A 17,410-nucleotide genomic window follows, 5' to 3' on the forward strand; every position below is an offset into this window, starting at 1 on the left:
AAATATAAATTTGCTAAAAGGATTGAAAACCGTATTTTTGCAAACTTAATTTTTTAATACAGATGTCAGAAATCGAGGTGAATACAAAAACTACAGCAGAGAAACCACGTGTTGTAAAGAGCGGTAGTTTTGTTCAGGAGAACCAAAAAAGCTTATTATTTATTGCAGCGGCTATTGTTGTAATGATTGTTATTTACGTAGCCTACCTTAAACTTTACCTTGCACCAAGGGAGGTTACCGCTGCGAACCAAATGCACGTAGCACAAGATTTTTGGGCTAAAAAAGATTGGGACAAAGCTATTAACGGTGATGCCGGTTACCCTGGATTTAAAAAGATCATAAGCGATTATAGCAACACCAAAGTTGCTAACCTTGCTTACTTTTACTTAGGCACTGCTTATTTAAACAAAGGCGAATACCGCCAGGCAATTGACAACCTTGCCAACTATCGTGGCGATGATAATATGGTTGCTGCCGAAGCTTTGGGTAGCACAGGCGATGCTTATGTTGAATTAAAAGATTACGATAAAGCTGAAACCTTCTTCAAAAAAGCTGCTGACAAAGCCAGCAATAAATTCCTTTCTCCGTTTTATTTAAAGAAACTGGGCCTGGTTTACGAAGCTAAAAAGGATAACAAAGCTGCTGCTGATACTTACAAGAAAATAAAAACCGAATATTTTGACAGCGCCGAAGCACAAAATATTGACGGGTACATCGCTCGTGTTGAAGCGAAATAAAATATCCGCTATATTATAAACAGTAATGCCTGCCTTAAAAGCAGGCATTATTTGTTTAGTGCAATAAGTTAACTGTAATTCCTTATTATTAGATAAATTTTAAAATATCCGCTGTTTTATCAGTTCCATAAAACCCTCACGGAATTTTTCACTCACCGGGATCTGTTTATCTCCAATATAAATGTGGTTATCTTGAATTTTGCTGAGTAATTTGGTGTTTACGATGTATGAGTTGTGTACACGCGCAAAGGGGGCAGACAACTGTTCTTCAATATCTTTTAAACGGCGATAAATTAATAGGTCGCTGGTGCCTGTAACCAGGCGCACATATTCTTTTTCTCCTTCAAAATACAATACTTCATCAAGTAATATCTTGCGCAGTGTTTTGCCTGTTTTTACAAAAAAATAGCCATTATCAACCCTATCTTCATTTTTTTCAATGTTGGGTTGTGCGGCAAAAGCTGCTTCAATTTTTTGTGTTGCAGCCAGGAAACGTTTAAGCGTAATAGGCTTTAGCAGGTAGTCGATAGTTTGGAAGCTATAGCTATCTGCAGCATGTTCTGCATAGGCTGTAGTAAATACAATTTTGGTTTCTTTAGGCAGTAGTGCGGCAAGTTCCATACCTGTAAGGTGCGGCATATTAATATCCAGGAAAATAAAATCTACGGTGTTCTTTTTCAGAAAATCCATTGCCTCAAGCGAGTTGTAGCATTTACCCAAAAGCTGCCATTGGGTAGTTTGGCCAATTAACACTTCCAGCAAATTAACCGCGTTGGGTTCATCGTCAATAATAATACACCTTAAATTCATGCCAGTGGTATGTTTAGCTTTGCCACATAAAGGTCGCCTTTATTTTGCACTTGCAAATCAAAATCGTCGCCATACAGCAATTCCAGGCGCTTGCGCAGGTTTTCGACACCGAACCCTGTCGACGAGGTGCTTAAAGGGTTATGCGGAAGCGTATTGCTTGTAGTGAAGTTCAACCTGTGGTTTTGCTGCATCAGCGTTATCTCTATTTTGTTATTGCTGCTGCTTTTATCAATGCCATGTTTAAAAATATTTTCTACAAAAGTCATTAACAGCATAGGTGGCAAATCGATGGTGGTATCACAATCCTTATTAAAAGTTAAGTCTGTATCGTACCTTATCCTTATTTTTTCTAACTCAATATAGTTCTCTAAAAATTGGATCTCGGTACCCAGGCTAACCATTTGCTTAGGGCTCTCATCGACAAAGTAGCGCATAATATTGCTCAGGCGTTCTATAAGGGATGCTGTGCGCGGCGCCTCCAGGTAAGCCTCGTAATAAATGTTGTTAAGGGTGTTAAACAAAAAATGCGGCTGCACCTGCGATTTTAGAAGGTTTAGCTCGGCCTGTGTTTTCTGCGCTATTATCTCTTCCGATTGTTGTTTTAAAGTGAAATATGCAAGCGCTATACGCAACACAAAACTAAGTAGGAATATCATAACACCGCCAATAACCATACTTGCTATTGCCTTTATGCTCATGGGCTCGGGGTGCTTGGCAAATAGCAAATTATAGGCGTAAAGCGTAACAAACGCCCTTGCCGCACCAATAGCTAACAGGAACAATATTACCGCTAACACATACCCAATAACCCGACCTTTTTGATACAACCGGGGGAAGAGCCAAAGAATATTGCCATACACAATGGCCGCGTAAAAGGCGGTATTTAAAAGCGCGTAGGTTATGGCCTGCCAAAAGCTATCCATCGCTAAAAGGGATAGTGTTATTACCAGGAATACAAAGCCCCAAACCATCCACTGTAATTGTGTTATGGCGGGCTTATTTTTAACTAACAGCATGCTTATAAATGTACAAACCTTTTTTGTAGATGCGTATCACTTTAAACAGCATAGCAGGTTAATTAAACCAATGCCCCCTCTTTTTAAACCAGCAGCCTATTTTAATAAATAACGTATTACAAGCTTAGCGGTTGAAAATAAACCACTACCTGCTAAATACTTTGGGTGTTGTATTGAAAAAATTTTACATGAGCAGTCGCAAACCGCAGTTTTGGAACATTAATTAACTTAAACGCATTACATCATGAAAATTAATACATCAGTAGCAGGTATGTTTATAACCTGCCTCACCACCGCATTGTTATTGGCAAACCCCAAATATGCATCGGCACAGGTTGATACCATCCGGCTAAAAGATCATCGTTTAAACACGTCTACTTTAAAGCCGGGCATGCGCCAGTACCTGGTTTATTTTCAATCGCCAAGGAAAACAAAAAGCCTTGGATACTGGCTTTGGCTGCGCGATACAAAAGTAGAGAACCGCAATGGGCAAAAGGTTTTTGTAACCAGCCAGCATTGGTATGGCAACGATAGCACGAGTTACCGCACCGTTTACTCGGTGAACCGCATGAGCGATTTTGCGCCTATATACCATGCCGAGAACGTTGCCGGCAATAACCGCGCGTATAATTGGAGCGAAGATAAAATAAGAGGTGCCGACACAGTAGCTACCAATATGCAAAAAACCTTTTCGCTTGATTTTACCTCGCCCAACTTTAACTGGAATTTAGATATAGAAACTTTTCAGATGCTGCCATTGGCCGCGGGTAAAACTTTTGCCATTAATTTCTACGATGCCGGCCTGGGTAAGCCGGAATATACTATTTACAAAGTTACAGGTAGCGAAGTAATTATGACGATGGATGACAAAACGGTTGATTGCTGGAAGCTTGTTAACGAAAGCGATTTTAAGGGACAACATGCTACCCAAACTTTTTGGATAAGTAAAAAAGGCCATGAGTTTATTAAGGAAGAAGACACTTTCCCCGGTGGTTTTCGCTACAAAGTAAAGTTACCGGGTGCTGCTTATAATGTGCTATCGAGGTTTCGCAAATAGAACAATTACCCCGCCCGGCATGTTCTAAAACCATGCATGCAAAAAATATAACGCTCATTTTTCCGCACCAGTTGTTTCAGAAACACCCGGCTGTGAAAGATGGGCGTTTGGTTTATTTAGTAGAGGAGGAGCTGTTTTTTAACCAATATACATTTCATAAAAAGAAGCTGGTATTGCACCGTGCATCCATGCAGTTTTATGCGGGGTTCCTTAGGGATAAGGGGATTGACGTAAGATACATAGAAGCCACTGACGAGCTTTGCGATGTACGTAAGCTGATACCCTATTTAGCCAAACAGGGGGCAGAAAACATCCATTATGCAGATGTTGCCGACGATTGGCTGGAAAAACGCTTGGACAGCAGTTGCGGGAAACACAACATCGCGTTGGCAAAATACCGGAGCCCCAACTACCTGAACAGTGCTGATGATGTAGCAGAGTACTTTGATGGCCGCAAAACCTACTTCCAAACCGATTTTTATATTACTCAACGCAAGGAGCGAAAAATTTTGCTGGAAGCAGATGGCAAACCTATAGGCGGTAAATGGACGTATGACAGCGAGAACAGGGCGCGGTTCCCTAAAGGAGAGGTCGCGCCAACGCTGGATATCCCTGCCGAAAATAAATATGTAGCGGAGGCCCGGAAATGGGTAGATAAAAACTATCCGGATAATTATGGCAGCACTGCATCGCCATTTGGTAACCTCGGCGGCCTTTATCCGGTAACTTACCAGGAGGCCGGGCAATGGCTACACAATTTCCTCAAACAGCGTTTTCACAATTTTGGCATTTACGAAGATGCCATGGTGGCACAGCAGAGCTTCTTATACCATTCGGTGCTTACGCCAATGCTTAATGTTGGTTTATTAAACCCTCAGCAAATAATTGATGCAGCGCTTGATTTTGCTGCAGATAATGCAGTTCCGTTAAATTCCCTCGAAGGATTTGTTCGGCAGGTTATGGGTTGGCGCGAGTTTATTCATATTGTTTACGAGCGTGAAGGCGTAAAGCAGCGAACCAAAAACTACTGGGGATTTAAAAGGAAGATCCCCGCGTCATTCTGGAAGGGCGAAACCGGGATAGTGCCGGTAGATATGGTGATTAAAAAGGTTTTAGATACTGGCTACAGCCACCATATTGAGCGCCTGATGGTGATGGGTAACTTTATGCTGCTATGCGAGTTTGACCCGCACCACGTATACCAATGGTTTATGGAAATGTATATTGATGCCTACGACTGGGTGATGGTACCCAACACCTACGGCATGACCCAGTTTGCTGATGGCGGCCTGATGGTGACTAAACCATACATTAGCGGTAGCAATTATCTCATGAAAATGGGCGATTGGCCAAAAGGTGAATGGCAGGAAACCTGGGATGGCCTGTTCTGGCGTTTTATGCATGTGCACCGAAATTTCTTTTTACAAAACCCAAGGCTGGGGATGCTCATTAAAACATTTGATAAAATGCCCCCTGAAAAGCGCGAAAAACATTTAAAAAGCGCCGAATGTTTTTTACAAGAGCTTGATTCGCAGAGTGGTTACATTAAGTAAAGCGAAAATTTTTCTTTGAAATAATTTTGAATGTTGCTTTTATAAGCGCAATTTTAGAGATGGGGGGAGCATACATAGGCGACTCATACACCAGTTCGTTATACCTTAATCCCGGGCAAAGTAGCAATAGCTGGATAAGTATAAAACTTGCTGGTGTTAAATCAAACAAAGCGGCTATTGGCAGCCACATTAAGCTAAGCATTACCGAGAATGGTGTTAAACGCAGCATTTACAAGGATGTAAATTCGGGCGGGAGTTTTGGTGCATCGCCTCTAACTCAGGAAATTGGTATTGGCCGGGCCAAAATTATTGATGAGATGGAAATAAAATGGGCAGGCAGCGGTACCATACAAACGTTTAAAAATGTAGCGCCCGGTCAGTTTTTACATCTAAGCGAAGGGGGCGATCTGGTGGCGAAAAAACTCGATAAGCTTACTTTAAAAAATAAAAAGGTGTGGCAGTTTGTATGCCTATGATGGCAAGCGTTAAAAAATATTAACGATATATGATACTATATTTAAAATATTAAAACCAAAAGCTAACTTTAGTTATATTTAATCCAACGTAAATCAATAGGTTATGAAAAAATAATGTTAATTATCTGCATGTTCTTCGGCCTTGCCGTTGCAGCAAATGCGCAAACCCGCATCAGTACGAGTGATCCCGTTGAAAAGGCAAAAGAGCTGCAAGGCAAGCTTAAGCTTACCGATAAGCAAACTGCTAAAATTGCAGCTATCTACCAGGAATCGGCGCAAAAGTTCGAGAAGATCAAAACTGAGCAAAATGGCAATAATGATAAAATGTTAGTAGCTATACGCCCGCTGCGTGCAACAACTATTCAGAAGATTAAAGCCGTTTTAACCCCTGCACAAAAAGTGCGTTACGATAAATTGGTTAAAGGTTCTGGTAAAGCCAGCACCGGCTGGAGTGATGGCTGGAGCGCAACCGCATCAAACTAACAGCAGATAAATAACAATATTAAAAAGCAGCCCCGGTATTATCGGGGCGGCTTTCTTTTTTAGTGCAAGGCATAATGCACGTAGGCAATACCGTTGCGGTATAAAACTATAACTGCTATAAACCACGCCAAAAAAGCCACCGTTTTAAGCGTGGTGATGAAAACCGATTGCCTGTACACCCGCTTCAGAGAAGCATACATATACCATATAATAGGCACAACTATCAGCGAAATAATAAGCTGACGATGATCCTTAAAAAAATCTGTTTTAGAAATAGGGAAGATTACCAGCGCGGCGAAGATCATAAAAAACACCAGTAAAAATGAGAAGAAGTGCGTGGCAAATACAATGTGAGGTACTATCTTTTTTTGTTTGGTTATATTGATTGCCCATAAACCTATCGCCAGTAATGGGATGAGCAGGATGATGAACGCCTTGGCAGTATCGGGCAGTGTCTTGTCAAACTCTTCAATATAAGCCTGTGTGCTTATGCCTTTGTGGGCAGCGCCCACGGCCACCAAATGGCGGCTCGCATCTGCCACGGCGCCTTTGCCCTGTACCATGTATTTGGCATATTGCAGAAAAAGGTCCACCTGTTTTAGCAAAAAGAAATACACAATGTTAATGATTATGTAAAGCTGCAGGGGTTTCATCAGCTTAACCCTCCGCCCCGCCAAAAACTCAGTTGTCAATTTACCGGGATAAAACAGGAGGTATTTCATCGAAAGAAAAAATTTCCCGTCGAAATGAGTGAATATATCTACCGTTTGCTCCGCGAATTTCTTCAGGGAAAGATCCTTATCGGTGCATTGCTTTTCGCCGCAGGCGTAACAAAATTTACCCATAAACCCCGCGCCGCAGGTTGGGCATTCGGTTATAGCTATCTGTGCCTCTTGTAGTTTGCTCATGGCAGGTATTCGGTTTACCTAAAAATATAAAAATTTAGCTTGAGTAAAAAGTATCGGAAAAGAATTTTGAATAAAATGAAAATAAACTTTCAAAATATTTTGAAAGTTTGAAAAGATGTTTACATTTGTGCATGGAATTACCTGAAGCAAAGCAAAAGTTTATTGAAGCATGGGGCAAATTAGGCTCCGAGTGGGGTATAAACCGTACCATGGCACAGGTGCATGCCTTATTACTGGTAACGCCCGATGCCCTCACTACCGAGGATATTATGGAAAGCCTGAGCATATCCCGTGGTAACGCCAACATGACCCTGCGCGACCTGATAGGATGGGGCCTGGTTGAAAAGCAACACAAACCCGGCGAACGTAAAGAATACTTTTTTGCAGATAAAAACACCTGGAACATTGCACGCCAGGTAGCCAAAGAACGCCGCAAACGCGAATTGGAACCCGTACTTAAAATTTTAGATGAACTTACAAAAGTAACCGGCGACAAAAAAGATCCTGAATTTACTACCTTCAATAAATCGGTAACGGATATAAACAAGATGGCTAAAAACGTAGATAAAACTTTAGAGACTATGCTTAAAGCAGAAGAAAGCTGGTTTTGGGGTTCTATTTTTAAAATGTTCAAGTAGCATTTTTTTTGCTTGTAATGTTTCAATATTTATTGAAAATACAAATAATACGATAATGAAAACCTTAAACGATCACTATATACTTTACGATGCCGAATGCCCTATGTGCAAAATGTACACCAATGTCTTTGTACAAACCGGGATGTTGGACGCAAACGGTCGTGAAGCTTACCAGCATATTAACGCCGCCGCCTGCCCAATGGTCGACAGGCAGCGCGCCGCAAACGAAATCGCTTTGGTGAACCGCCAAACCGGCGAGGTAACTTATGGTATTAAAAGCTTGTTTAAAATTATTGGTAATGCCGCGCCTGTTTTTAAGCCACTGTTCACTTTCGCGCCATTCGTGTGGTTCATGAGTAAAGTTTACGCGTTTATATCTTACAATCGCCGCGTAATTATCCCAGCCGCCTGCGATAGGAGTGGCATACAACCAACTTTTAAACTGAAATACCACATCGCCTACCTGGTGTTTACATGGGCGGTTACCTCATACATCCTTACTTTTTACGCAGGCCTGCTACAGGGCATTATGCCCGTAGGCAACCTTTACCGCGAAGCCCTCATTTGCGGCGGACAGATTATCTTTCAGGGTATGGTGATCAGCATAATTGCTAAAGATAAGAAGTGGGATTACCTGGGAAACATGATGACCATTTCTTTTGCAGGCGGATTATTATTACTGTTGATGTTACCGGCGGCCAAAGTTATGGGCGCGCATCCTGTGAGTTATGCAGGCTACTTTATTGCGGTAGCCGGGCTGATGTTTTTAGAACATATCCGCAGGAGTAAGTTGCTTAATATTGGATGGGCGCTTACCATCACATGGAGCATCTATCGCGCGGCCATCTTAGCTGTCATTTTATTTTTATAAACCTAACGTACCATGAAATACCACAAACTCATATTAGCAGGCGGAAACGGACAAATAGGCAAGGCCCTTGCCGAACATTATAAATACGATGCCGAAGAGATTATCATCCTGAGCAGGCGCCCGCAGCCCGATAAGGGCAATATTAAAACTTTGGTATGGGATGGCCGTACCCAGGGCGATTGGGCCAAAGAACTGGAAGATGCCGATATGCTCATCAATCTTTGCGGTAAAAATGTGAACTGTCGCTACACCAAAGCCAACCGCGATGAGATCATCAGCTCAAGGGTTGAGCCTACCACGTTGTTGGGCAAGGTTGCAGATGGTTTGATCAATCCGCCTAAACTTTGGATAAACGCTGCATCTGCTACAATTTACCGCCACGCCGAGGACCGCCCGCAAGATGAAGAGACCGGCGAGATCGGCTACGGCTTTTCTATTGAGGTTTGTAAGATCTGGGAGAAAACATTCTTTGACCAACCTACACCTAAAACCCGCAAGGTGGCCTTGCGTATCGGCATTGTGCTTGGCCGTAAAGATGGCGCTTTACCGCGGTTGATCAACCTGGTTAGGGCGGGCATGGGTGGCCAGCAGGGCGACGGGCAGCAATATGTTTCATGGGTGCACGAGCAGGACGTGGTTAAGGCAACCGAATGGCTCATGCAACACCAAAACATAGATGGCGTAGTTAATTGCACCGCGCCCGAACCCATTAAAAACGCCGAACTTATGAAGGAACTGCGCCATGCCATTGGCATCCCTTTCGGTTTGCCTGCACCGGCCTGGTTGCTGGAAATGGGCGCGGCCATTATTGGTACCGAAACCGAACTGATATTAAAGAGTCGCTGGGTGTTGCCTAAACGATTGCTCGACGGAGGATTCGAATTCCAATTCGCCAAAGCCGAACATGCCCTTAAAGATATTTTAAGTATTCGTTTATAACCTACACAACCATGAACCTCACCCCAACACAATTAAAAACAAAAGCCCGCAGATGGATCATCTTTCTGATGGTGGGTTTAATATTAAGCGGCATAACCGCCTTCCCGATAGAAAGTGAAATGGCCGTCGCCATGCATAACATCGATGCCTTTTCGCCCACAATGCAGCAGTGGCTTACTACAATTTACACTGCGGTAAAAACTACCAACGCCCAATACCCATACCTAAGTTACGGCACCGATTGGCTTGCCTTTGCCCACGCGGTTATCGCGCTGGCGTTTATTGGTCCGCTGCGCGATCCCGCCCGGAACATCTGGGTGCTGCAATTTGGGATGATTGCCTGCGTGCTCATTTTTCCATTGGCTTTTATCGCCGGGCCTATCCGGCACATCCCGCAGTTTTGGCAACTGGTAGATTGCTCGTTCGGGGTAATTGGCATTATTCCGTTGTATGTAGCTTACCGCTACGCCCGCAGACTGGAAACTTTACAAATATTAAAAACCACCTGATAACTTATCATCATGAATAAAATTTTTAGCCCAAAAGCCAACGGCTTCATTTTCCCGAACATTTTCGCTTTAACAGTAATAGGAATAACCAGGTACATTTTTGAAAAATATTTTTACAGCCCCGGCCTGCTTATCTTTTCTGAATTTATAATAGTCCCATTTGTTATGGGCATTATCAGCGCGTGGTTTTGGCGGGACTTTGATCCCAAAAACGCAAAGCTGGCAGCCTGGGCTTTTTATAACACGGTATTCGTCTGTATTTTGAGCACGGTGTTTTTGGGAGAAGGAATGATTTGCCTCGTTATTGTTTCACCGCTGCTATTCACATTTATTTGGACAGGGGAACTTGCAGGCAAAAGGATGTTCGAGAAGAACAATCAAACGCTCAATGTTAGTGTGTTTGTGATGCTATTCGGGATCTTTGTGGTCGATTCACTATCTGTACATCATTATGAAAATATGGTGGCCGATACTGTAGTAATAAACGCGCCACCAAGTGAGGTTTGGAAGTATGTTGTGGCTTATAAAGCATCGAGAGAAAAAGTGATTACTGGCTGTTCAGAATAGGGATGCCGAGCCCGGTGCAGTCTACTGCCGAAGGGTACTACCTTGGCGCCAAACGCAAATGTATTTTTAGCAACGGCTATGTGTTTGATGAAAAGATAGTGACTTACAATGAGAACAAAAACCTCACTTTCGATATCACCAACCAACCCCGCGACCCTGAAATTATGGGCCATATAGATATTTTGCGCGGGCAATTCCTGTTAAAAGATAACGGCGACGGCACCACAACGCTTACCGGCAATAGCTGGTACAGGCTGTACGTATTCCCGGTTTGGTATTACGATATTTGGGCCGAAAGCATTACCCGAAATGTACACCTTCGCGTAATGGAGCATATTAAACACCTGGCCGAGGAGAATTAGCATGTTTAAATTCGTTATCAAGTATTTGGGTTTCCTGAAATTTGTACCGGGATTGGCGCATGTTTATGACGGGATGTTAAGGATGCAATCCGTAGTCTTAAAACCCGAATTACTGGTATGGATAGACGAAATCGAAACCGAGGTTTCAGGCTGGCAAAATATCCGTGTTTTTACCCACAAGTACGGCGGACTGCAATTTAATTGTGGCAACCGCGAGATGGGGCACATCCATAGTAACGGCTTGCTGGATATGCTCCTTAACCGCAACATAAAAGCCCAATTAATGGCCGAAGATGCACGCATAAAAGATCATCACAGTTTTAAAAACAGCGGATGGATAAGTGTTTATATGAAGGAAAAAGCTGACAAGGATCTGGCCGTGCGCTTATTCAAAATCGCTTGCGATCTTAAAACAAAAGAGTTAAATAATTTAAACATTAGTTAAGCGATGGCTGTTCTAACTACTCAATTAAACAAAAATAATATGAGTGTTACCTTAGAACAGGCAGAACAATTGTCTAAAGCAGCTAAAGAAAAAGCAAACGCCATTGGCGTACCCATGAATATTGCCATTGTAGATGAGGGCGCGAACCTTGTGGCTTTCCACCGCATGGATAACGCCTGGTTGGGGTCTATTGATATCGCGATCAAGAAAGCCAAAACCGCGAGATTTTTTGACATGAACTCGGGCGAGATTGGCAAACTGTCGCAACCCGGCGGGCCGCTTTACAATATTGAGCACTCAAACGGTGGGTTGATCAGCTTTCCTGGTGGTGTGGTGCTGAAAGACGGCGATGGTAAGATTGTTGGTGCTATCGGCGTATCAGGTGGGTCTGTAGACCAGGATCATGAAGTAGCATCGGCAGGTGCAGAAGCTTTATAAAAGTTAGCATCATAATAAAGTCCCGACGATAGCTGTCGGGACTTTTACTGTTATACTTGTCGCTGATCTTAACGTTTGTTAGCCTTTGGGCCAAGTTGATAATCATACGGCGGTTCGGCACCTAAAAGGTTTTTTACGAAGTAATCCCAGCGGCGGCGCATCATGTAGTAGCTGTACTGCCCGTAGCCATGTGCGCTGTTAGGGAAAATTACCAGGTCGAAGCTTTTGTTAGCTTTCTCCAACGCTTCGACAACCAAAAGAGTGTTGTATGGCGGCACGTTGTTATCCATCATACCGTGTACAAGCATTAGCTTACCCTTTAAGTTTTTAGCGAAGTTCTGATTGGCTTGTGCATCATAGTTTGAATTTTCAACCAAACCGTTATAGCGTTCGCCCCAGTCATCCTCATAGTTGCGGTTCTCGTGGTTACCCGATTCGGAGATACCTACCTTAAAAAAATCGGGATACTTAAACATCGCGGTAGCGGTTGCAAAACCTCCACCCGAATGGCCCCAGATACCCACTTTAGTAGTATCGATAGGGTATTTAGGAGCCAACTGTTTAATGGCCGTTATTTGATCGGGCAGGGTGTTTTCACCCATGTTGCCGTAGCTCATATCATGGAAGCTTTTTGAACGCAGCGGGTTGCTGGTGCCTTCAATAACCACCACAATAAAGCCCAGTTCGGCCAGGGACTGATTATCACCACGTGATGCCGCGAACGACCAACTGCCAACGCTGCCGCCCTGCGGGCCCGGGTAAATGTAATCTATAACCGGATATTTTTTGCCGGCATCCATTTTGGTTGGGGTAAAAATCAACCCATATATGTCAGTTGTACCATCATTTGCTTTCAGTTTAACCGGTGTAGGCACTTTCCAGCCGGTGGCTTCCAAACGTGATATATCAGTTTTTTCAAGGGTAGCCAACAGGTTGCCTTTCATATCGCGCAGTACGGTAACCGCCGGTACATCTGGCTGCGAGTAGCTGTCTACAAAGTAATCCTCCTTAGGCGAGAAGCTAATGTTGTGGTTACCGGCTTCCGGTGTAAGCAAGGTTAAGCCTTTGCCGTTAAAGCCAATTTTATAAAAGTGTGCAAAGTATGGGTTACCCGGTTCGCGGCCGCCGGCCATAAAGTAAAGTGTGCGACTTTTCTCATCAACCTTAAGCAGTTTGGTTACTACAAAGTTGCCTTTGGTGATCTGGTTTTTTAGCTTTCCTGTTGTAGCGTCGTAAAGGTATAAGTGGCCCCAGTTATCGCGTTCCGAAAACCAGATGATCTCTTTAGATGCAGGCAGGTATCGCCAGTTAATAGCGCCCCAGCCCGATTCATATTGTGTTTTAACGGTTTCTTCAAACACTTCGCGAACCTGCCCGGTAGTGGCGTTAGCTATACGAAATTTTTCGTTCTTGTGATCGCGAGAGGTTGATACGAACGCGAATTCGCTGCCATCGGCTTTCCAGTCAGCATCATCAAGGCTGCCGCTGCTTGCAATATCATCGCTAAGCGTAGCGCGGTGCGGATCTGGCGCTATGTTAAAACGAATAACCTTAGGTTTCTCTACATCTATAATAACACGTTGTATGGTAACAATATCTTTATCGCCCGGTAATGGGTATTTCCACGCCATTAAGGTTGGTTTACCAACGTTGGTAGTAACGAGGTACATGTCGCTTGCCTTGCGCTGATCCTGCTGAAAGGTTGCAACTTTCTTAGAATCGGGCGACCATGACACAATTGGCCTGTCGCTCATGGTCCAGCCGGCGTTGTCGGTAGCGTAACCAAAATCTTTTACACCGTCGGTAGTCAGCTGTGTTTTTTTTCCAGTGGACAGATCGCGCACCCAAAGGTTATAATCCTGTATAAAAACCGCTTTGGTGCCATCCGGAGATACCACTTCGTTACCACCGCCACGCGCGGCACGGCCCGTTAAGCGGCCACCGGCATTAGCCTGCGCTTTTGTAGTGTCGGCCAAAACTTTGTTGGCTTGCGCATCATACATCCATTTTTTACCATCGGCACCAAAGGTGATGTATTTGCCATCGGCGCTGTAGCCGATTGATTGAAATGGCAGCTTATTAGCATTATAGGTTTGCCCCGAAGCAGTTGACAATGCCGAGGCAAGTTTCTGCGCGTCGAAAGCGGCCGTGCGCGATCTCTTAACCGGGTCTACTAAAATAAATTCGGTACCGTTGGGAGTGCTTACGCTATACCAAAATTTGCCATTAGGCAGCCAGCGCGGCGAAACATTTGCCCTATAAACCAGTGGAGAAGTGCTGTAACTTAAAAAGCCCTCGGCACGCTCATAATCTTTAGCGGTTATAGTGGCGTTTTGTTGCGCGTTGGCGCTTAGTGCCATCGCGAAAGCCGTTACCGTAAGTAAAAATTTGTTCATTTCAATAATATTAGTCAGTATAACTTTGAAGATACCAAGGTAAAGTATTTTAACAATTAACAAGGGCTAATAAAGTATAATGCTTGTTACATGCGGTATGCTTAATATTATGAATTACCTGCAACATTCGACGTTGATAAGCTGAAAAAATGACACCGGCGCTGAAAAAAATTCAGGCTGATACTGAAATTTTTTCTTCGTTTATACATTGGTATGAGGGTTGTATATAGGTAGTTAGTTTAATTAATTATTGATCGTTATTTTTTAAAGTAATTTAAAGGAGAAAAGGCCATGACCTTAGTTAAATTTAACAACAAACCTAACAACACATTAATGCCAGGCTTTAATGATGTTTTCGATTCTATCTTCACCGATAACTTTTTTAGTGACCGTTTGGTGAGCAGGGTGCCTGCTGTAAACATCAGCGAAAGCGAAAACAACTATCATGTTGAGTTGGCAGCGCCGGGCTTAAAAAAAGAAGATTTTAAACTGAACCTCGAACGTAATGTATTAACCATTTCGGTAGAACAATCTGCCGGGCAAAAGGATGATCAGAAGAATTACAGCAAGCGCGAGTATAGCTATAGTTCTTTTGTGCGTTCGTTTACGCTGCCCGAAAGCGCAGACCATGGGCAGATAGAGGCGACTTATACTGACGGTATCCTGAAAATTGATATCGCAAAACGCGAAGAGGCGAAAGCCATACGCCGCCAGATAGAAATTAAGTAATTGTTATTTTTTTTAAAATTAAGGGCTCCTGCTGGCAGGGGCTCTTCTTTTTTGCGCGCAATGGAAACACGTTTTTATATTTTACTGAGTTTAAAAACGCCCGATGGGTTTATTGATTACGGACAGTTCTTTTTGGGTAATGATCGCTCCGCGGCCAACGAACTGTTTAGCCAGTTAAAAGGCAGCCGCGAAATAAACAACACCTGCCTTCTGCATACTGATTTAATGGAAACGGTTAAAGGCTTGCCGGTAAAGGTAAAAACCATATGTTGTACGTTAGATGAACTTGCTTTGAACAGTAAACTGATAGCAAAAGAAATTTTTCGTTTAAAGAACATGGAGGAGATTTGATGAAGAATGAAATGTTGTTTAAGGGCATTATAGTGATTTTATTTGGCGTAATATTATTGCGCGAAGGGTGGGCTTGCTTTGCAGAACACCGCCCAGAAGATCTTGTAAAAGAAACCGTCTTATTCGCTTTCTTACGTTGGTTTATCTCGGTACTTACCCGTCGAGATTATGATGATTGGGCGGGTCAATTATAATCGGATATTATACAAACGTTAAAATTGTATAAGCTATGCATGTTAACTAATGTCAGTTTTTAACAGGTTGGTTTAAACAATTAATATTGACGCCTATAGATGAAAAATAAACTTGCAAAACAAAATTCATTAATTAACTTTGTTATTCAAAGTACTTTTAATAATGGATTTTATAAATAGATTAGATGCCATACATGCAGGCGTGAGAGGCAATAAATGGATGCGTTATTTTACAACCTTTACACGCCTGGCGCTTGCGGCCGGTTTTCTGCCGGCGGGTTACGTAAAAATAATCGGCGAGCGCTTTACCGACCTGCATAATAACCAACCTATGGGGCATTACCTCGAAGCATTGCATCGCACAGGTTATTATTACACTTTTATAGGTTATGCACAAGTTTTAGCGGCACTATTGCTGCTAATACCGCGCACAGTTGTGTTAGGTGTGCTATTGTATCTGCCTATCATTTTTAATATTTTCATATTAACGCTTGCGGTAAGGTTCGAGGGGTCGCTGCTCACATCCCCGCTAATGGTAATTGCATGTATTTACCTGCTTTGCTGGAACTATGACAGGATCAAGTTTATTTTTCCATTCTACACCCCGCCGCCTATTCCGGTAATTAGCAATAATAAATTCCCCTTATGGTTCTTTGCTGGTGTATTTGCCTCAATCCTGGCAGTGGGTTTTACGGTTACCCATATGTATAACATTTTGCCCCGTAACACTTTAACCGATTGCGAACGCCAGTGCGGAGACAGCGAAAACCCCGGCGCATGCAAAATATTTTGCGAAACCATACATACTAACGGGCAGGACCTTAACAGCGCCTTAAAAGTATACGAGCAAGCATTAAAAAAGGACAAGAGATAAAGGCGGTATTATTGTTGCGCTTAATTAAAATACCTGCCACTTAACCTGATAAGTATCTGATGTTGGCTGCTGTAACCAATATAATCTTTTAGTTACCTTCTGCTTTCTACTGTATAAATAAAGCTATCAGCTTTGTAATAGCCTAAGTTATACTCAAGCGGGCGTTCGCCCTGGTCAAATACAAAGCGTTTGCGAAACAATACCGGTTCGCCGTTTTTTATGCGGAGTTTGGTGGCTATCTCATCATCTGCGGCGTGGGCGCTTATTTCTTCTTTAGAGAGGGTTGCCACTGTAGAGTAATCCATCTCCAGCAATTCATACAGCGGGCGTTTAAAATCTTCATCGCCGGTAAGGCCAATGCGTGGGTGGAAGTAGGATATAAAATAAACAAAAGGCTCGTCGGACCGGCCGCGAACGCGCTCCATCTTCAAAACCTTCCTGTCGGTTTTTATTTCAAAAAAGTTAGCCAGCATTTCATCAGGGTACACCCAGGTAACATGCAGCTCGAAGTTTTTGATGGTAATGCCACGCAACTTCATCTCTTGCGAAAAGCTAAGCCAGTTGTTGGATTTTGAGCTTACAGTAGCTTGGTTTACCTTGGTGCCTGTACGCTTTTTACGAATGAGCAGCCCCTCAAAAACTAATTTGTTTATAGCCTGGCGCAGCGTGGTGCGCGAGATGGCCAGCACTTTGGCCAGTTCAACCTCATTAGGTAACAGTTTGCCGTTCTGAAACTCCTCTTCGGCAATTAGCTTTCTTAAAAGTTCCTCGGCCTGTATGTGCAGGGGGATAGGGCTTTTATGATCTATAGAATATTTCATTGAGGTTGATAATTATGCAATGATAATACTTTTCGGGTATTGTATCAATTGTATGTACATATAGTTGGGCGTAAATAACCTCAATTCCCTATATGTGTACGTTTTACACCTTCAAAAAAATAATTTTCAATAAATTTGGTATTGTTAAATTTGTTCATATGTTTGTACATTATAGTATAAACCAATTATAATATTCCACATTTTTAAAAGTAATAAGGCCTTAAGTGGTCAACTTA

General features: G+C 42.9%; 22 protein-coding genes. 17 read left to right on the top strand and 5 right to left on the bottom strand.

Annotated elements, in window-relative coordinates; translation table 11 throughout:
• Positions 1-62 precede the first annotated feature (62 nt).
• Positions 63-737 (top strand): tetratricopeptide repeat protein, encoded by a 675-nt coding sequence (locus tag ACFQZI_RS14105; protein WP_377143490.1) that lies wholly within the window; start codon positions 63-65, stop codon positions 735-737.
• A 99-nt stretch (positions 738-836) separates the two neighbouring features.
• Here ACFQZI_RS14105 and ACFQZI_RS14110 read toward each other — a convergent pair whose 3' ends face one another.
• On the bottom strand, positions 837-1,547 hold the full coding sequence (locus ACFQZI_RS14110) for a LytR/AlgR family response regulator transcription factor (protein ID WP_377143492.1): 711 nt from the start codon (positions 1,545-1,547) through the stop codon (positions 837-839).
• Positions 1,544-2,563 carry a sensor histidine kinase gene (locus ACFQZI_RS14115; protein ID WP_377143494.1) on the bottom strand — a complete coding sequence of 340 codons (1,020 nt, stop codon included), beginning with the start codon at positions 2,561-2,563 and terminating at the stop codon, positions 1,544-1,546. Before ACFQZI_RS14115 ends, ACFQZI_RS14110 begins: the two co-directional genes overlap by 4 nt.
• Before the next feature lie 244 nt (positions 2,564-2,807).
• On the opposite strand from ACFQZI_RS14115, the gene ACFQZI_RS14120 reads away from it, so the two are divergent.
• The 4 genes from ACFQZI_RS14120 to ACFQZI_RS14135 all read left to right on the top strand — a co-directional run bounded on the left by ACFQZI_RS14120 (position 2,808) and on the right by ACFQZI_RS14135 (position 6,132).
• The gene (locus ACFQZI_RS14120; protein ID WP_377143496.1) at positions 2,808-3,620 is read left to right on the top strand and encodes a DUF3108 domain-containing protein; all 813 of its coding nucleotides are present in this window, start codon (positions 2,808-2,810) and stop codon (positions 3,618-3,620) included.
• A gap of 32 nt (positions 3,621-3,652) precedes the next feature.
• Complete coding sequence (locus ACFQZI_RS14125; protein ID WP_377143498.1) at positions 3,653-5,173, top strand: cryptochrome/photolyase family protein; 1,521 nt, start codon at positions 3,653-3,655, stop codon at positions 5,171-5,173.
• Between the two features lie 26 nt (positions 5,174-5,199).
• Entirely contained in the window at positions 5,200-5,649 is a 450-nt protein-coding gene (locus tag ACFQZI_RS14130; protein WP_377143500.1) for an ASPIC/UnbV domain-containing protein, read from the top strand.
• A gap of 114 nt (positions 5,650-5,763) precedes the next feature.
• On the top strand, positions 5,764-6,132 hold the full coding sequence (locus ACFQZI_RS14135; protein ID WP_377143502.1) for a hypothetical protein: 369 nt from the start codon (positions 5,764-5,766) through the stop codon (positions 6,130-6,132).
• 59 nt (positions 6,133-6,191) lie between these two features.
• Here the strand turns inward: ACFQZI_RS14135 and ACFQZI_RS14140 are convergent, their stop codons facing one another.
• Positions 6,192-7,040 (bottom strand): DUF3667 domain-containing protein, encoded by an 849-nt coding sequence (locus tag ACFQZI_RS14140; protein ID WP_377143504.1) that lies wholly within the window; start codon positions 7,038-7,040, stop codon positions 6,192-6,194.
• A gap of 131 nt (positions 7,041-7,171) precedes the next feature.
• Here ACFQZI_RS14140 and ACFQZI_RS14145 point away from each other — a divergent pair, with 131 nt between their 5' ends.
• The 8 genes from ACFQZI_RS14145 to ACFQZI_RS14180 are packed head-to-tail and all read left to right on the top strand — an operon-like array spanning position 7,172 to position 11,809.
• Positions 7,172-7,678, top strand: a complete 507-nt coding sequence (locus ACFQZI_RS14145) for a GbsR/MarR family transcriptional regulator (protein WP_377143505.1) — start codon at positions 7,172-7,174, stop codon at positions 7,676-7,678.
• 55 nt (positions 7,679-7,733) lie between these two features.
• Complete coding sequence (locus ACFQZI_RS14150; RefSeq protein WP_377143507.1) at positions 7,734-8,549, top strand: DCC1-like thiol-disulfide oxidoreductase family protein; 816 nt, start codon at positions 7,734-7,736, stop codon at positions 8,547-8,549.
• Positions 8,550-8,561: 12 nt separating this feature from the next.
• Complete coding sequence (locus tag ACFQZI_RS14155; RefSeq protein WP_377143509.1) at positions 8,562-9,488, top strand: TIGR01777 family oxidoreductase; 927 nt, start codon at positions 8,562-8,564, stop codon at positions 9,486-9,488.
• An 11-nt stretch (positions 9,489-9,499) separates the two neighbouring features.
• A complete protein-coding gene (locus ACFQZI_RS14160; protein WP_377143511.1) occupies positions 9,500-9,997 on the top strand; it encodes a hypothetical protein in 498 nt (165 codons plus the stop codon).
• Between the two features lie 12 nt (positions 9,998-10,009).
• Positions 10,010-10,564 carry a hypothetical protein gene (locus tag ACFQZI_RS14165; RefSeq protein ID WP_377143513.1) on the top strand — a complete coding sequence of 185 codons (555 nt, stop codon included), beginning with the start codon at positions 10,010-10,012 and terminating at the stop codon, positions 10,562-10,564.
• A 2-nt stretch (positions 10,565-10,566) separates the two neighbouring features.
• Positions 10,567-10,926, top strand: a complete 360-nt coding sequence (locus tag ACFQZI_RS14170; protein WP_377143515.1) for a hypothetical protein — start codon at positions 10,567-10,569, stop codon at positions 10,924-10,926.
• Between the two features lies 1 nt (position 10,927).
• Positions 10,928-11,371, top strand: coding sequence for a luciferase domain-containing protein (locus ACFQZI_RS14175; RefSeq protein WP_377143517.1), 444 nt, complete (start codon positions 10,928-10,930; stop codon positions 11,369-11,371).
• 39 nt (positions 11,372-11,410) lie between these two features.
• A complete protein-coding gene (locus ACFQZI_RS14180; RefSeq protein ID WP_377143519.1) occupies positions 11,411-11,809 on the top strand; it encodes a GlcG/HbpS family heme-binding protein in 399 nt (132 codons plus the stop codon).
• A gap of 68 nt (positions 11,810-11,877) precedes the next feature.
• Here the strand turns inward: ACFQZI_RS14180 and ACFQZI_RS14185 are convergent, their stop codons facing one another.
• The gene (locus ACFQZI_RS14185; protein WP_377143521.1) at positions 11,878-14,205 is read right to left on the bottom strand and encodes a S9 family peptidase; all 2,328 of its coding nucleotides are present in this window, start codon (positions 14,203-14,205) and stop codon (positions 11,878-11,880) included.
• Between the two features lie 291 nt (positions 14,206-14,496).
• On the opposite strand from ACFQZI_RS14185, the gene ACFQZI_RS14190 reads away from it, so the two are divergent.
• The 4 genes from ACFQZI_RS14190 (at position 14,497) to ACFQZI_RS14205 (ending at position 16,353) form a co-directional block, all read left to right on the top strand.
• Positions 14,497-14,934 (top strand): Hsp20/alpha crystallin family protein, encoded by a 438-nt coding sequence (locus ACFQZI_RS14190; protein WP_377143523.1) that lies wholly within the window; start codon positions 14,497-14,499, stop codon positions 14,932-14,934.
• A 60-nt stretch (positions 14,935-14,994) separates the two neighbouring features.
• The gene (locus tag ACFQZI_RS14195) at positions 14,995-15,285 is read left to right on the top strand and encodes a hypothetical protein (protein WP_377143525.1); all 291 of its coding nucleotides are present in this window, start codon (positions 14,995-14,997) and stop codon (positions 15,283-15,285) included.
• Complete coding sequence (locus ACFQZI_RS14200; RefSeq protein WP_377143526.1) at positions 15,285-15,479, top strand: hypothetical protein; 195 nt, start codon at positions 15,285-15,287, stop codon at positions 15,477-15,479. The genes ACFQZI_RS14195 and ACFQZI_RS14200 overlap by 1 nt, the downstream gene beginning before the upstream one ends.
• A gap of 163 nt (positions 15,480-15,642) precedes the next feature.
• Entirely contained in the window at positions 15,643-16,353 is a 711-nt protein-coding gene (locus ACFQZI_RS14205) for a hypothetical protein (protein ID WP_377143528.1), read from the top strand.
• Positions 16,354-16,445: 92 nt separating this feature from the next.
• Here the strand turns inward: ACFQZI_RS14205 and ACFQZI_RS14210 are convergent, their stop codons facing one another.
• On the bottom strand, positions 16,446-17,174 hold the full coding sequence (locus tag ACFQZI_RS14210) for a GntR family transcriptional regulator (RefSeq protein ID WP_377143530.1): 729 nt from the start codon (positions 17,172-17,174) through the stop codon (positions 16,446-16,448).
• Positions 17,175-17,410: the final 236 nt, after the last annotated feature.

It is taken from the genome of Mucilaginibacter lutimaris, assembly GCF_042676625.1.
In the GTDB taxonomy this organism is placed as follows: domain Bacteria; phylum Bacteroidota; class Bacteroidia; order Sphingobacteriales; family Sphingobacteriaceae; genus Mucilaginibacter; species Mucilaginibacter lutimaris.

What these genes read in the sequence shown, in the direction of transcription:
- ACFQZI_RS14105 (WP_377143490.1), top strand. Translation starts at nt 63, where the DNA reads ATGTCAGAAATCGAGGTGAATACAAAAACTACAGCAGAGAAACCACGT.
- ACFQZI_RS14110 (WP_377143492.1), bottom strand. Translation starts at nt 1,547, where the DNA reads ATGAATTTAAGGTGTATTATTATTGACGATGAACCCAACGCGGTTAAT.
- ACFQZI_RS14115 (WP_377143494.1), bottom strand. Translation starts at nt 2,563, where the DNA reads ATGCTGTTAGTTAAAAATAAGCCCGCCATAACACAATTACAGTGGATG.
- ACFQZI_RS14120 (WP_377143496.1), top strand. Translation starts at nt 2,808, where the DNA reads ATGAAAATTAATACATCAGTAGCAGGTATGTTTATAACCTGCCTCACC.
- ACFQZI_RS14125 (WP_377143498.1), top strand. Translation starts at nt 3,653, where the DNA reads ATGCATGCAAAAAATATAACGCTCATTTTTCCGCACCAGTTGTTTCAG.
- ACFQZI_RS14135 (WP_377143502.1), top strand. Translation starts at nt 5,764, where the DNA reads ATGTTAATTATCTGCATGTTCTTCGGCCTTGCCGTTGCAGCAAATGCG.
- ACFQZI_RS14140 (WP_377143504.1), bottom strand. Translation starts at nt 7,040, where the DNA reads ATGAGCAAACTACAAGAGGCACAGATAGCTATAACCGAATGCCCAACC.
- ACFQZI_RS14145 (WP_377143505.1), top strand. Translation starts at nt 7,172, where the DNA reads ATGGAATTACCTGAAGCAAAGCAAAAGTTTATTGAAGCATGGGGCAAA.
- ACFQZI_RS14150 (WP_377143507.1), top strand. Translation starts at nt 7,734, where the DNA reads ATGAAAACCTTAAACGATCACTATATACTTTACGATGCCGAATGCCCT.
- ACFQZI_RS14155 (WP_377143509.1), top strand. Translation starts at nt 8,562, where the DNA reads ATGAAATACCACAAACTCATATTAGCAGGCGGAAACGGACAAATAGGC.
- ACFQZI_RS14160 (WP_377143511.1), top strand. Translation starts at nt 9,500, where the DNA reads ATGAACCTCACCCCAACACAATTAAAAACAAAAGCCCGCAGATGGATC.
- ACFQZI_RS14165 (WP_377143513.1), top strand. Translation starts at nt 10,010, where the DNA reads ATGAATAAAATTTTTAGCCCAAAAGCCAACGGCTTCATTTTCCCGAAC.
- ACFQZI_RS14170 (WP_377143515.1), top strand. Translation starts at nt 10,567, where the DNA reads ATGCCGAGCCCGGTGCAGTCTACTGCCGAAGGGTACTACCTTGGCGCC.
- ACFQZI_RS14175 (WP_377143517.1), top strand. Translation starts at nt 10,928, where the DNA reads ATGTTTAAATTCGTTATCAAGTATTTGGGTTTCCTGAAATTTGTACCG.
- ACFQZI_RS14180 (WP_377143519.1), top strand. Translation starts at nt 11,411, where the DNA reads ATGAGTGTTACCTTAGAACAGGCAGAACAATTGTCTAAAGCAGCTAAA.
- ACFQZI_RS14185 (WP_377143521.1), bottom strand. Translation starts at nt 14,205, where the DNA reads ATGAACAAATTTTTACTTACGGTAACGGCTTTCGCGATGGCACTAAGC.
- ACFQZI_RS14190 (WP_377143523.1), top strand. Translation starts at nt 14,497, where the DNA reads ATGACCTTAGTTAAATTTAACAACAAACCTAACAACACATTAATGCCA.
- ACFQZI_RS14195 (WP_377143525.1), top strand. Translation starts at nt 14,995, where the DNA reads ATGGAAACACGTTTTTATATTTTACTGAGTTTAAAAACGCCCGATGGG.
- ACFQZI_RS14200 (WP_377143526.1), top strand. Translation starts at nt 15,285, where the DNA reads ATGAAGAATGAAATGTTGTTTAAGGGCATTATAGTGATTTTATTTGGC.
- ACFQZI_RS14205 (WP_377143528.1), top strand. Translation starts at nt 15,643, where the DNA reads ATGGATTTTATAAATAGATTAGATGCCATACATGCAGGCGTGAGAGGC.
- ACFQZI_RS14210 (WP_377143530.1), bottom strand. Translation starts at nt 17,174, where the DNA reads ATGAAATATTCTATAGATCATAAAAGCCCTATCCCCCTGCACATACAG.